Source organism: Dendronalium sp. ChiSLP03b (assembly GCF_034531165.2).
Taxonomy (GTDB): Bacteria; Cyanobacteriota; Cyanobacteriia; order Cyanobacteriales; family Nostocaceae; genus Dendronalium; species Dendronalium minutum.
Window position 1 is genome coordinate 107,960 of the sequence record NZ_JAVRBR020000003.1, and the last position, 14,151, is coordinate 122,110.

Here is a 14,151-nt window from a genome sequence, read left to right on the forward strand (position 1 = left end):
CAGCTATGCTAAATAATTCTGAAACTCTTATTTTGGCGTTATTCTCTGTGAGATGCTGCGCTCAGGCGGTTCGTTAATTAGAATTTACTATTTTGTAAAAAGTTTAATATACTGCTGTACTAAGTAATCTTTAAAAATATCTAAAATTTTTTAGTTACTCTGCTGTATTTTGTCATTATATAGCTGCTCTAATAGTTGATGTTTGCAAATATTTGCATCTCATTAAAAATTTAGTTTTTGCTTACTCATTTTTTACAAAATTAATTATTAAAAATCTCAGTAAAATTTAAAAATACTTATGGTATACTTCTTAGCAAAAAAAGCATATGCTATCAACTAGTATCACATGCACTATATGGTTAACAATCAACATCGTGGGGAAGAAAGCTCAAAAAAGCCATTTAGGCTGGGTATTGACTTTTGCTTTTTTGATAACTAATTGGTTCGTACCCCAAACTGTATTAGCTCAAGAAAAGTTAGAGATCCAAGATTTTGATTATTGGGCAAGTTTATGTAATTTGCTGGCAGAAGAAAATAAATATGAAGAAGCGATTGCAGCTTGCAACCAAGCGATCGCGCTAAAGCCAAAAGAACCAGAAATCTGGATAGCGCGAACCCAAGTGCTAATTAAACAAGCAAAGTATACTCAGGCTTTGGTTTCAGCAGATCGTACCTTACGCCTCAACCCCAAAGATTCCTTAGCTTTAGCCCAGCGGTGTCAAGCATTATTGAACTTAGGAAAATATGCACAAGCAATTGCAGCTTGCGATCTAGCACTGCGTTCAGATGAAAATTGGGGAAATACTACAGCAGTAGTGGCATGGTATCACAAAGGATTAGCACAAAGTAAATTGAGTCAATTTAACGAAGCGATCGCCTCATTTAATCGTGCCTTAACGATCGATCGCCAAAATTCTCTAGTTTTAGTTGCTAACTGCCAAGCTTTATCTAATTTAGGCAGATTCGTAGAAGCAATAACAGCTTGCGACTTAGCAATCAAAATTAATCGGAATTGGGGTGATAGTTCTCCAGCGGTTGCGTGGTATGCCAAGGGTTTAGCACAAAAACAAAACTCACAAATAGAAGAAGCGATCGCGTCATTTAATCAGGCGATCGCGATTAATCCCAAAGATGCTGATATCTGGACTGAACACGGTAAATCTTTAACATTATTGGGGAAACCAGAACAAGCAAGTGTTTCTTATGAATTTGCTGTGAAACTGAGTCCTAATTATGCTTTAGCTTTAGCAAGTCAAAGTGTAGCTTTCAACAAATTAGGCAAATACAAAGAAGCACAAACAGCTAGCGAACAAGCATTACAAGGAGATAATCGCTGGGGTGATGCGAGTCCCGCACTCGCTTGGGAACAGCGGGGAATTGCCTTAGCAGGATTGGGAAATTATGAAGAAGGATTAGCATCTATAGACAGAGCGATCGCTTTGAATCCCAAATATGCCGAAGCCTGGAATAATCGTGCTGCTACACAATGGTATTTAGGCAGATATTCCGAAGCAATTGTTAGTAGCGATCGCGCCACAAAAATTAATCCTAAATATGCTCAAGCTTGGTTTAATAAAGGTAGAATTCTCAGAACCTTAGAAAAATATCCTGAAGCGTTAGCAGCTTACAATAAAGCGTTAGAAAATACTACTAAATTGACTGAAAATTTACTGTTAGCAAATATTTGGGCTAATCGGAGTGTAGTCTTGTGGCATTTAGCCAGAAATCAAGAAGCTTTATTCTCTGCCGATCGCGCAATTAGTATCAATCCCGAATTATCACAAGGCTGGTATAACCGGGGTGTAGTGCTATTAGATTTAGCACGGTATGAAGAAGCAATTATTGCATACAATCGCGCCAATAATCTCACTCCTAATAATGCCAACATATTAGCTGGTAAAGGAGTTGTCTTACTTAAATTGGGCAAATTTCAAGAAGCGATCGCTGCATTTGATGAAACTTTAAAACTTGACCCCAAAAACTCTTTAGCACAAGCCAATCAAAGCATTGCCCAGAAACGTTTGCAAGAACAGTTAGAGCAACAAAAACCCAAGTTACCACCAGTACCAAGTAAAGATATATAATTCATAAATTTTGTGTATCTATAAATACTCAATTAGTTCACAATAATGTGCAACTTTAGTTAGAGGTTTAGTACATTGATTACATGTTGTATATGAACTATGGCAGTTCTCAATTGGTTTCAATACAAACATTAGTCTTAGGAATGCAAAGCTTTGCATCCCTACAATGTAACGAACACAATCGAGAATAGCTATGTGTGTAAGGAGTGAATAATGAGGAGTGAGAACAAAAATATTCTTCACTCCTCATATTAAATTACTGAGTGAAGTGAGGAATAGAGACGCGACGCCAGTCGCTACAACGGGGGGAACCCCCGCAACGCGCTGGCTCATTAATCGCGTCTGTACAGGAGTTATTTATTCTCTTTGTCTCTCTTGTCTCCCTCATTCCCTACCAGTTTTCTACTCGCACTATTGGTCTATGTCACTAGGTTTGCAATCTTTGTAGTGAGGACTTTAGTCCTCTAATATTCAAGCACTAAAGTAATTACTACAAACTTATCAAAAATTTTGCCACAAACCATTAGTTACCGTTAATAACTTTATGTAAACTTCTTAACAAATCATTTGACGTGTATGGCTTTAACATAAAAGATTTGATGTTATTACCAACTACTTTAATCATGTCATTATTTGAAGATAAACCGCTAACACCAATAATCTTGACTTCTGGATTTATTTTTTTCAACACCTGAATAGTAGTTAGACCATCCATAGATGGCATCATCATATCAATTAACACAACACTAATTTCTTGTTGATTTTTTGTATATAAAGCAATAGCCTCAATCCCATCACTAGCAACCAAAACTTTGTAAGCATTTTTTTCTAATGAGGTTTTAGTAATCTCACGAATTGCATATTCATCATCAACAACAAGAATCAATTCCCCATGCCCTACAGGTAATTCTTCATAGTCTCTAAGTGTATCTTCTATATTTTCTACTGCCATTACCTGTGTAATAGGTAGACATATTTGAAACTCTGTTCCTTTTCCTAGTTCGGTTACTACATTCACAAAACCTTCGTGACTTTTAATGATGCCCATTACAGTTGAAAGACCAAGCCCTGTACCTTTACCGACTTCTTTAGTTGTAAAGAAAGGCTCAAAAATTCTATCTACTATTTCCTTAGAAATTCCTGTACCTGTATCGGAAACCGAAATCATCACATAGGAACCAACTTTACTATCAATATTCATGCGGCTATATTGGCTATCTACCCAAAAATTTCTTGCCGAAATTTGTAGTATACCGCCATCAGGCATGGCATCACGAGCATTAATACAAAGATTCATTAACACTTGGTGTAACTGAGTAGCATCACCAGATATATTCCAAAGATTTTGCTTGGGAATATTGACGTAGATTTCAATATTTTTGGAAAATGTTTGTTTGATAATTTTTTCAATTTCTAAAATTAAATCTTTCACCCGCAAGGTTGTAAAATGGTCTTGAACTTTTCGTGAAAACCAAAGCACTTGTTTAACCAACTCTGCTGCTCGTTTGATGTTGGTTTCCATAATCGACAGCCATTTTTGGCTTTGATTGTCGGTGATTTTTTTTTCAAGAAGTTGAACCGACATCATCATTGGTGTTAGTGCATTATTGAGGTCGTGGGCAATACCACTTGCTAGGGTACCAAGACTTTCCATACGCTGAGCGCGAAGAAACTGCGCTTCGAGTTGTTTTTTTTCTGTAATATCGGAGTTGACAATTAAGATAGATTTCGGTTTTGCTCGATCGTCGTATACCAATGTCCAGCGACTAGCAACAATCATCTCCTGACCTTGTTTCGTAACTTGATTTAACTCACCTTGCCAAGAACCAAATTTAGCCACAGTTTCTTGGATATTTTTCAGTTTAACTAAGGTGTCTTTTGGATACAAAAGTTGATTGGCATTCTTCCCTAGTGCTTCTTCTGCCATCCATCCGTATAGACATTCAGCGCCTTTGTTCCAAAATCGAATTTGGTTATCTAAATCTCGGACAATAATCGCATCTTTTGTGATATCGAGCAAGGCAGCTTGTTCGCGGATTTTCTGTTCTGCTTGCTTACGTTCAAAGATTTCCATCTCTAAACGCTCATTTTGTTCTGTAAGTTTTTTAGTCAGATTTCGCAAGCGTAGATGGATGTTAACACGAGCTAAAACTTCTTCATGTTCTAATGGTTTAGTAATGTAATCTACAGCGCCAAGATTCAACCCTTTAACTTTATCTACCTTGTCAGTAAGGGCGGTCAAGAAAATTATGGGAATGTCTTGAGTAGATCGATCGCTTTTCAACCGATTACAGGTTTCAAAACCATCAATTCCCGGCATTAATATATCCAACAAAATCAAGTCTGGTGTTGCATATTGTGCCATTTCAATAGCACTTTCTCCATCTTCAGCTACCAGCACTTTGAAGTTAGCATTTCCTAAAACATTGAACAATACCTCTAAATTAATTGGAGTATCATCGACAATTAAAATTACACCTTCTTCAGGTTTATTAAAAATCATTATTGCCTCTTGAATTTTTAAAAAATTGTCGTATTTATTTGACTTTAAAATCTTTGGCAATTTGACGCAGATAAGTAGTAAATGGTATATTTTGCAGATTCAGTACCTCCAAGGTGATAGTTTGCTCAACCCTAGTGAATCACGATCGGCAAGCAAGAGGACAGGAGGATGGTCACCGCTGTTCGCAAACTTTGGGACCAACTGGCAACAGGGCTTATCGTGGTGCATAAGCAAGCGACCGCATTAACGCCCTATCTCCTTGCCAGCAGCTAGGTAGTCATCTAGTTTAGCCGTCCTCACTTTTTCACTCACAAGTCCGGCTCCTATTTGATTGGGTAAATAACATCTTCTGCCAAATTTATGAGAACTGCACGAATGAAGTAGATGAAAGTAAAAATTATTAATTAAAAGTAAACTAACTCCAAACAATATTTACAGCTGAAAGCTACGGCTTGTTGAAAAACTAGTTCAATGTGCTAGAAACAACTATCTAGTTTATAAAGATTCTGGGGTATGGTGTATAGGAAATATTCCTTTTCTCATGCATAATAATGAAATTTTTTCATAGGGCGATCGCGAGCAGTTTATTATTGTATCTTTGCACCAGAGATGAAGACACTAAAGCACGCAAAAAATCAAGTTTGCACTGTCAAATCCTCTGGACATACACCAATTCTCTAAAATCTGGCAATAGATTCAAATCTGGAACCCCAGATTACATCTGAGTGTCTTGAACATGGGTGTAGGGGTGTGAAGGTATAGGGGTTATGCCAAGGAAGACAAGGAGTCAAGAAGAGGATGGTGGCATAGGGAGTAGAGGAGATAAGCGAAAAAGAATATCTCAATATAGTTTTTCTCCTCTGCTCCTCCGCCTCTCTACCTTCCTGGCTTGCCAATTGCCGTAGCAATAATTTAGTGAATTAATACAAGTACTGGTAAATGGGAATTCTAACTTAGGGCCACTATACTAACAGCCACCCAAGTAATCCAAAATCTCAAATTGGTTTGTATGCTGGAATTGGCATTGTTAACACATGTGCTCGTTAGTGCTAGTAGTTTGCCTGCAACATCCAGCAAGTAAAAAGTGAAACCAACCACATGACTAAAACTTCCAATCGAGAACATCATCTCAATTCCGCCACCCGTAAGCGTTTTTGGTTTCTGGTGTTGACTCGCGGTGGCATTGCCTTTGGCGGAATTTTTCTGGTTGGACTAACAGTCGTTAGTTGGCGATTGTGGACATTTGTACAAAAAGAGTTAACGCCGTTAGCAGAAAAAAGTCTCACGACTACACTCAACCGTCCGGTAAACTTGGGAAAAGTCACAGGATTTTCGCTAACGGGAGTCAAGTTTGAGGCTTCAGCTATACCAGCGACACCTACAGATCCAGATCGAGTTGCAGTTGATGCTGTGGAGGTGGGTTTTAACCCATTGGAATTAATCTTTAACCGTCAGTTAAAGCTAGATGTAACTCTAGTCAATCCCGACGTTTACATTGAACAGGATAAACAAGATCGCTGGATTACCGTGAGCATAGCCCCCCCTGGTGAAGAAGGGCCAATTAAAACCGATCTGGATAAACTGCATTTCCGTAATGGCAAGCTGACATTGCTAGGGCAGAAGAGAGTATTAGAAGTAGGGGAGCAGAGGAGTAGGGGAGCAGGGGGAGCAAAATCTCCCTCATCCTTTTCATCGCCTGTAGCATTTTCCCAACTTAGCGGCACTGCCCAAATTCTGGAAAATAACCAGAAGATCAGATTTGATGTGGAGGGACAAGCAGACAGTGGTGGCAGTGTTTCTGTTCAGGGAGAGACACTTGCCAAGGTAATAGCAGGCACGTTCCAGGTACGAGGACAGGGCTTGCTAGCTGCTGATGTTACCCGGCTTGTCAAGTTACCTTTGGAGTTACAGGCAGGTCGAGTTAATGGCGACTTACAGATTCAACAGGGAGTGGAACAGAAACCCTTGTTATTTGGTAGCGCTGACTTGCAAGGAGTAACGATTCAGGTTCCTCGCTTACAACAAACGTTGAATAAGACTCAAGGAAATCTCCGCTTTCAAGGAACGGAAATCCAGTTAGACGGTCTGACTACCAACTACGGCAAAATTCCCGTCATTGCAACGGGAATCATCGATACTGAAGCTGGCTTTAAGTTAGCAGGGCGTGTAAAAGCTGTGAGTGTTGCAGATGCTAAGCAAACTCTGAACCTACAACTCCCTGTACCTGTAAGCGGTCAACTAAAAGCTGATGTGAAGCTAGTTGGTTCGGCTATCAGCCCGATTCTCTCAGGCACAGTTGCCACTACCAAACCTGCCCGAATTGACAAAGTTGATTTTAATAGCGTCAGTGGTGATTTTGAGTTTGCTACTAGCAATTCCTTAGTTACTTTGAGAGATATCCAGGGTGTAGCAAAAGTTGGCGGACAAATTATAGGCGGTGGCACAATCAAGATGGGGGAAACTCCGCGACTGAATTTGAATTTCGCAGCTAAGAATGTTCCTGGTAATGCGATCGCTAAACTCTACGATACAACACCTGGCTTTCAAATCGGCACTGTCTCCGCTACAGCCCAAGTCACAGGCAATGCTGATGATGTCAAGACTGTGGTACAGTGGCAGGCTCCCAGAGCGACCTATCCCGGCACTGGTGAGGTGGTTGTCAACTCAAATCGCACCGTTTCTTTCCGCAATGTGGCTCTCAACTTTGGTGGTGGCGTAGTGCGAGCATCTGGCAGCTATGCTAATGAGCGCTGGCAAGCTGTTGCCCAAGCGTCAGGCATTGAGTTGGAACCTTTTGTCGATAAAAGTCAACTACAAAATATCTCTTTAGCGGGAGCAAATTTCAACGGTCGTCTAATCCTCTCAGGCACTACAACTCCATTTCAAGTTGCTAGCATTCGGACTGAGAATGCAGGGGTGCAAATTGCTGGCGGCACAGTTGCAGTTTCTCAAGTCAAATTGCAAGACCAAAGCTTTTCCGCTCAATTAGTAGCTAATGATGTGCGACTGGGACGGATATTCAAACAGTCTCCTCCAGCTTTTGGCGGGCCGTTGGCGGGTACGTTCCAAATCGCAGGCAATAGAGAGAATTTCAGCCTCAAGACTCTGCGCGGTACTGGTGAGGGACGGCTTCAGGTAGCTGGTGGCATTGTCACAGCCAAAAATATCCAACTGGCTGATGGTGTATATCAAGCACAAGTATTAGCAAATAATCTGGCTGTGCGAGAATTGGCAACAACTCCGCCGCAATTTCGGGGCAGGTTAACTGGTCAATTTCAGGTAGCAGGGTCAGTTGAATCCTTCCAACCGCAGGCAATTCAAGCTAGTGGTCAGGCACGGGTGAATGTTGCAGGCGGCACAATTACAGCTTCTAACATCCAACTAACTAACGGTCGCTATCAGGCACAAGTTCAGGCTAATAACGTACCTTTGCAACAGTTGGCAGCAGTACCTCCACAGTTTCAAGGAGGCTTAAACGGTCAATTGAACGTCGCTGGTTCGGTTGAATCATTCCAACCACAGTCAATTCAAGCTAGCGGTCAAGCACGGGTGAATCTTGCAGGTGGCGCGATTACAGCTTCTAACATCCAATTAGCTAATGGTCGCTATCAAGCAGTGGTTAATGCTGCGGGTGTGGAATTAAATCGGTTGAATCAGCAGTTGAAAGGTCAATTTGGTGGGAAGTTGCAAGTAGCTGGTACTCTCGGAACTGCTGTACTAGATGATTTGCGGGCTGCTGGTCAGGTGCAGTTATCTCAAGGTCTGGCTGGAATTGAGCGACCTCTGACTGCCGCAGTTGCTTGGAATGGTGAGAAGCTGACAATCGATCGAGCTACTGCCCCAGGTTTAAGTGTGAGTGGTGACATATTAGCCAATACTAGGAGAGCAGGCATACCGGAAATTACTCAGTTAAATCTCAACGTCCAAGCGCAGAATTACAATCTGCAACAGCTACCCATCAATCTGCCTAATCAAGTTGCTGTAGCGGGGAAAGTAGATTTCAACGGTCGAGTTACTGGGAAATTGCCCTTACCAAATGTGACAGGGCAAATAAATTTACGAGATTTGATTGTACAAGGCTTGGCTTTTGAGCCGTTATTACGGGGAAATATTGTCTCCGCACAGGGACAGGGTTTGAATTTAGACTTGGCTGGTACTAGCGATCGCCTAGCCTTCAACCTAGATGGCAATAATCGTCCGAAATCCTTCTTAGTTAAGTGGAAGGAGGCAGTAGCCATCGGTAACGCTCAAGGAAATGATTTAGCGCTCAACCTTGCTAACTTCCCCTTACAAGTATTAAATTTGACTCCGCCGCCAACTCTGCGTTTGGGTGGCGGTCAAGTGGCTGGCACCTTAAGCGGGGATTTGCAAGTTAATCAGCAGACATTAACAACTAGTGGCAAGTTAGCGATCGCCGGGCCGAAAATTGGCCGCATTCAAGGCGATCGTTTAGCTGCTGAGTTCCGCTACGGGAATAATCAAGCCACAGTTACTAGTAGCGAATTTGTGAAAGGTAACAGTCGCTATGCCTTTGCTGGTAGTTTTGGACAAACTTCTCAAGGGCCACAACTACAAGGTAAACTTAACGTGCAGCAAGGAAATATCCAAGATATTCTGACGGTAGCGCAGATATATGAATTACAAGATTTTCAACGCGGTTCAGCAGAGCCAAGCTACGGCAGGGCAGCAGACCTCACCACTTACCCTGTAGGATTGCAGGATCAGCCTTTACTAACTCAGATTAAGCGCTTTTATGAAATTGAGGCACTGCTAGCAGCACAGGAACAACAGCGCGATTCTACTGCAATCCCAGATTTAGCAGACCTGGAAGGAACTTTCAGCGGAGAAGTTGCCGTAGATACTGCCACCGCTGACGGACTTGCAGTGCAATTTGATTTAAATGGTCAAAACTTTGTTTGGGGTAGAGAAAATGAAGCAAGTCGTTATTATAGAGCTAACAAAATAATTGCCGAAGGCAGTTTTGAAAAAGGCGTTTTGAAGTTCCGACCTTTCCGGATTGAGTCTGAAAATAGCCTGCTGGCCTTCAGCGGTAACGTTGGCGGTAACGAGCAATCTGGGCAATTGCGGGTGAATAATTTCCCCATACAACTATTAAATAATTTTGTTGACTTGCCAGTTGACATCACAGGAAATCTCAACGGTTCAGCAGCTTTAGCAGGTAGTATTGCCAATCCCCAAGCTAGAGGCGAATTGGAAATCACAGCAGGAACGCTGAATCAAAAGGCAATAGAATCAGCTACGGCAAGTTTTAGTTATACCAATGGACGCTTGAACTTTGGCAGTAACGTCTCAGTTGCCGGTCCAGAACCTGTTAACATTAGTGGCAGTATTCCCTACCAATTGCCCTTTGCTTCTGTAGCACCAGATAATAATCAAATCAGTCTGGATGTCAAGGTGAGAAATGAGGGATTAGCGCTCATAAATCTGTTGACTCAACAAGTGGAATTTGAGAAAGGTGAAGGAGAAGTAGACCTCAAGGTGAGGGGAACCAGACAGCGGCCAGAATTAGAGGGAATTGCCACTGTTAATGATGCCACTTTTTCAGCACCAGCTTTGCCAGGAAAGGTGCGGCGTGTCACAGGCAAGGTGAATTTTAATTTTGACCGCATATTAGTAGAAAATCTTCAAGGTAGATTTAGCCGAGGTCAAGTGGAGGCTGCGGGAGCAATTCCCATCTTCAATAACAGCGCTGCAAATATCGAAAATCCTCTCACCGTGAAAGCCGATGAACTCACCTTGAATCTCAAAGGACTTTATCAAGGAGGAGCTAGCGGTAATTTGCTGATTACTGGTTCTGCTCTTAACCCTTTAGTTGGCGGTAAGGTGAATTTATTTAATGGTAAGGTGTTGTTGGCAGAATCTACCGAATCTAATCAACCTGCTAATAGCAACAATGTCAACGTATCACTTACAAAAGCTAATAAGCAGAGCAAAACTGATACCGGGGATGCGATCGCTAAGTTTAATAATCTAGAAATAGAACTAGGCAAAAACGTAGAAGTTATCCGTCCACCGATTCTCAGCTTCCAAGCAGCTGGCAACCTCATAGTTAATGGCTCATTCGCCGATCCCATACCAGATGGCACTATCAAGCTCAAGCAAGGTGGAGTTAATTTGTTTACTACCCAGTTTAAGCTTGTCCGTGGCTATGAAAATACAGCAACTTTTAAAGCTAACCAACCTCGTGACCCCATCTTAGATGTGAAGCTGTTCGCTAAAGTATTGGACGTGATTCAGAATAGTGACTTCAGCCGCACAAATACTGCTGGCTTAGGAGCTTTAGAAAGCGTTCGAGTCGAAGCCACTGTCACAGGTGCCGCCAGCAAACTGGACGAAAATCTGGAACTAACAAGCAGTCCGTCACGCAGTGAAACAGAAATTGTCGCTTTGTTGGGAGGTGGGTTTGTAGATACTGAGGGACGTGGCGACAGTACTTTAGGTTTGATTAATATTGCAGGCTCAGCTGTATTCAATAACTTTCAATCCGCTTTTAACCAAATTGGTAATGCCTTTGGCTTAAGTGAATTTCGGATATTTCCTACCATCATCTCTGATAATCCCGAAGCCGGAAGAAGCAGTTCAACTTTGGAATTGGCAGCTGAGGCTGGGATTGATATTTCTACCAAATTTTCTATTTCTAGTATCAAAATTTTAACAGCGAGTGACCCTTTCCAATGGGGTATTAATTACCGAATAAACGATGAATTTCGCGTACGTGCTTCCACCAATTTAGACGATGATAGTCGTGCAGTAGTGGAGTTTCAAAGACGGTTTTGACCTATGGAAAGTCTAAACGCCAATTATTATGACAGTGCATAGCATACTACTTCAATGTTATGACCATCTGGATCTAAAACAAGCGCTCCATAGTAGTTGGGATAATAATGATGAGGTCGCAAACTTGGTGCGCCATTATCTGTGCCACCCATTGCGATCGCTGCTTCGTAAAAAGCGTTGACCATCTGCCAGGAATCGGCTGTGAAGGCAACATGAATTCGTGGAGTGTTGACCTGCCCATCAACAATCCAAAAGTCAGCTTTTTCATCTATACCAAAACCAGCCGCATATTTAAAAATAGTTTCGGTAGCATCATACTCTTTGCGTAACTCATATCCAAGTGGAGCTAATGCAACTGCATAAAAATTCTTGCTTTGTTGAAAGTTACTAACGTTAATCCCAATATGGTCGAGCATAAATGTCCTCTTTGGGTAATGCCTAGAACAATTTTTATCCCGTATTGAACAAATATCTATGTAAAAGCCCGCAAAATGGCTAGCAAGTCAGGACAATTAGAGGTAGTATTAATTAATATCTCTGAAGCCTTGTCAATACATCCCTCTGAAGATTAATGAAATTTTTTCTTAGCTTCTTTAGAAAGAGATAATATCACTCTCTTACCAATATCAAATGGCGATATTATCTTCACCTTGTTGATTAATAACTAATCGCAAAATAGAAAGTCCTAAAATTATTAAAAATAATACTAAGCCAATTGTACAAGCGTAGCTAATTTCCAAATTACTAAACGCTTGCTCATATAAATAATAAACAATTGTTTTTGAGCTATTAAGTGGCCCACCTTGAGTCATAATGTACACTTCTTCAAACACCTTAGTAGCAGAAATAGCCGAAATCACCGCTACTAGTGCTAAATAAGGCTTCATTAAGGGTACGGTAATATCCCAGTGCTTGCGAATACCATCTGAACCATCAATTGCCGCAGCTTCATACACATCGCCAGGTATTGATTGCAAACCTGCTAAATAAATCACCATATAGTAACCTAGTCCTTTCCACACAGTGACAGCCATGACGCTGGCAAGAGAAATTGGCACTATGCCAAAAAGCTTAGCAGGGCTTGTTAACCAGGGAATGCCTTCTGGGAAAATACCTGAAGTTTTCAGGAACTGGTTGAGTAAGCCGTTATCTGCATACAACCATTTCCAGGCTATCCCCGCAACTACCATGGAAATCACCACTGGCGTATAGTATGCAGATCTAAACCAATTCATTCCTCGGAGTTTTTGATTTACCAAAATTGCCAGCCCTAAAGGAGCCATAACTAAAATCGGGACTACACCTACAAGATATAGAAAAGTGTTTTCCAAAGTTTTCCAAAAAACTGCATCTTTCCATAAGCGCAGAAAGTTAACAGTACCTATCCATTGGGGTGGCTGGGTAATATTTTCGTAGCTGGTAAAACTGAGATAAAACGCTTGTAGTGCAGGCCAAAAGACGGTTAACCCCAAGAGAACCAAGGCAGGTAGCAAAAATAAATAAGGAGTCAGTCGCTGTTTGATAAGCATCCAATCTTTAGGGGTTAATTGATTCATAGGAACCTTTGTGGAATTGAATTGGCAGCTTGATTCCCCGGCCGCGATGGATACAAGCTGGAAAAACTAATTAATACTACACGAACACGTGCAGGTAATGTGCGTAGGCCTAGCCCGCCGCAGGCATCGCTCACCAACACCAGCAGAATGGCACAGCTATCATCCTATGTTCTCGCTGGATTGCTGCTGTGTATTCTCCTTAGGGTAGATTTTTTTCATCCATCATTTTTATCTATCGTTTTAAAAACAAAGAATATTTGCTCCTATCGGAGAGACAGCGTACATTAAAAGACATCAGGAGAAACACAGACATAAACAAAGCCCAGAGGTGCAAGATGAATACATTAAAAAGAGTATCGTCCAATAAAGTTGATACAAAAGTAGTTCAAAACCCCCAGATTGTAGAGATGGAGCCACAAAACACTACTGAAGAATTAAGTCGCGGGCAACGCCTCGCCGATAAACTAGCATCTCATGTGGGTTCTTGGAAATTTCTTATTTGCCAAAGCACTGTTTTGGCGGGATGGGTTGGTATGAATTTGATGCCTGGGGTTCCTCATTGGGATGAGTCACCATTCATCATGTTGAACTTAGTCTTTTCATTTGCTTCAGCCTACACCGCTCCCATCGTCTTGATGAGTCAGAACCGCCAGTCTGATACTGACCGCAGAAACGCCGAAATTGACCACCAAGTGAATTTGAGAGCGGGACAAAATATTGAATTGGTTCATGAAAAATTGGATAGCTTGCACGCTCAACAGCTAAACGAACTGACTCAAATTGTCAAAGAACAGCAGCGAATTCTCAATGAGCTAAGAGTAACTTTAGTGCCTACTTCCAAAGAAACTAAAGAGGTTAAAGTGAGTCTATTACCAGGACTCCACGTCCAAACTAACACTAAATTCCCCAAGGAAACTTCTGCTAACAAACCTTTTAGTGTTGACCAACCACTTGGAGACAATAATAAAGTTGTTGAAAAGCTGATTCGTTGAAAACAGTGAGCCACAAATGCTTTTTTTCATCGCTCCAATAGCAAGAGAGTCTGAATGTTACTTTACTCGATGCATTTCAAGGTTAAACTCTAGACTCTCTCATACTGAATCAGAATAGTGCTTTCAGGATTTTAATAAAAAAGAATATTTGCTTTGATTAAGCAGGTTTATAGAGTGTAATTATACTTTTTGCACTTAATCCCAAGCGGGCAAAGTCT

6 protein-coding genes are annotated in these 14,151 nt (G+C 41.3%); 3 read left to right on the top strand and 3 right to left on the bottom strand.

Annotated features, from left to right (window positions below; translation table 11 throughout):
- Nucleotides 1–326 precede the first annotated feature (326 nt).
- Nucleotides 327–2,084, top strand: coding sequence for a tetratricopeptide repeat protein (locus RMY31_RS00775; protein WP_322656785.1), 1,758 nt, complete (start codon nt 327–329; stop codon nt 2,082–2,084).
- A 523-nt stretch (nt 2,085–2,607) separates the two neighbouring features.
- Here the strand turns inward: RMY31_RS00775 and RMY31_RS00780 are convergent.
- Entirely contained in the window at nt 2,608–4,587 is a 1,980-nt protein-coding gene (locus RMY31_RS00780; protein ID WP_322656786.1) for a response regulator, read from the bottom strand.
- A gap of 1,098 nt (nt 4,588–5,685) precedes the next feature.
- On the opposite strand from RMY31_RS00780, the gene RMY31_RS00785 reads away from it, so the two are divergent.
- Nucleotides 5,686–11,385 (top strand): translocation/assembly module TamB domain-containing protein, encoded by a 5,700-nt coding sequence (locus tag RMY31_RS00785; protein ID WP_322656787.1) that lies wholly within the window; start codon nt 5,686–5,688, stop codon nt 11,383–11,385.
- Between the two features lie 26 nt (nt 11,386–11,411).
- On the opposite strand, the gene RMY31_RS00790 is transcribed toward RMY31_RS00785, so the two are convergent.
- Together RMY31_RS00790 and RMY31_RS00795 are read right to left on the bottom strand one after the other, a co-directional pair.
- Nucleotides 11,412–11,801 (bottom strand): VOC family protein, encoded by a 390-nt coding sequence (locus RMY31_RS00790; RefSeq protein WP_322656789.1) that lies wholly within the window; start codon nt 11,799–11,801, stop codon nt 11,412–11,414.
- 210 nt (nt 11,802–12,011) lie between these two features.
- Nucleotides 12,012–12,941 carry a sugar ABC transporter permease gene (locus tag RMY31_RS00795; protein WP_322656790.1) on the bottom strand — a complete coding sequence of 310 codons (930 nt, stop codon included), beginning with the start codon at nt 12,939–12,941 and terminating at the stop codon, nt 12,012–12,014.
- Between the two features lie 335 nt (nt 12,942–13,276).
- On the opposite strand from RMY31_RS00795, the gene RMY31_RS00800 reads away from it, so the two are divergent.
- Nucleotides 13,277–13,933, top strand: a complete 657-nt coding sequence (locus RMY31_RS00800; RefSeq protein WP_322656791.1) for a DUF1003 domain-containing protein — start codon at nt 13,277–13,279, stop codon at nt 13,931–13,933.
- Nucleotides 13,934–14,151 lie beyond the last annotated feature (218 nt).

What these genes read in the sequence shown, in the direction of transcription:
- RMY31_RS00775 (WP_322656785.1), top strand. Translation starts at nt 327, where the DNA reads ATGCTATCAACTAGTATCACATGCACTATATGGTTAACAATCAACATC.
- RMY31_RS00780 (WP_322656786.1), bottom strand. Translation starts at nt 4,587, where the DNA reads ATGATTTTTAATAAACCTGAAGAAGGTGTAATTTTAATTGTCGATGAT.
- RMY31_RS00785 (WP_322656787.1), top strand. Translation starts at nt 5,686, where the DNA reads ATGACTAAAACTTCCAATCGAGAACATCATCTCAATTCCGCCACCCGT.
- RMY31_RS00790 (WP_322656789.1), bottom strand. Translation starts at nt 11,801, where the DNA reads ATGCTCGACCATATTGGGATTAACGTTAGTAACTTTCAACAAAGCAAG.
- RMY31_RS00795 (WP_322656790.1), bottom strand. Translation starts at nt 12,941, where the DNA reads ATGAATCAATTAACCCCTAAAGATTGGATGCTTATCAAACAGCGACTG.
- RMY31_RS00800 (WP_322656791.1), top strand. Translation starts at nt 13,277, where the DNA reads ATGAATACATTAAAAAGAGTATCGTCCAATAAAGTTGATACAAAAGTA.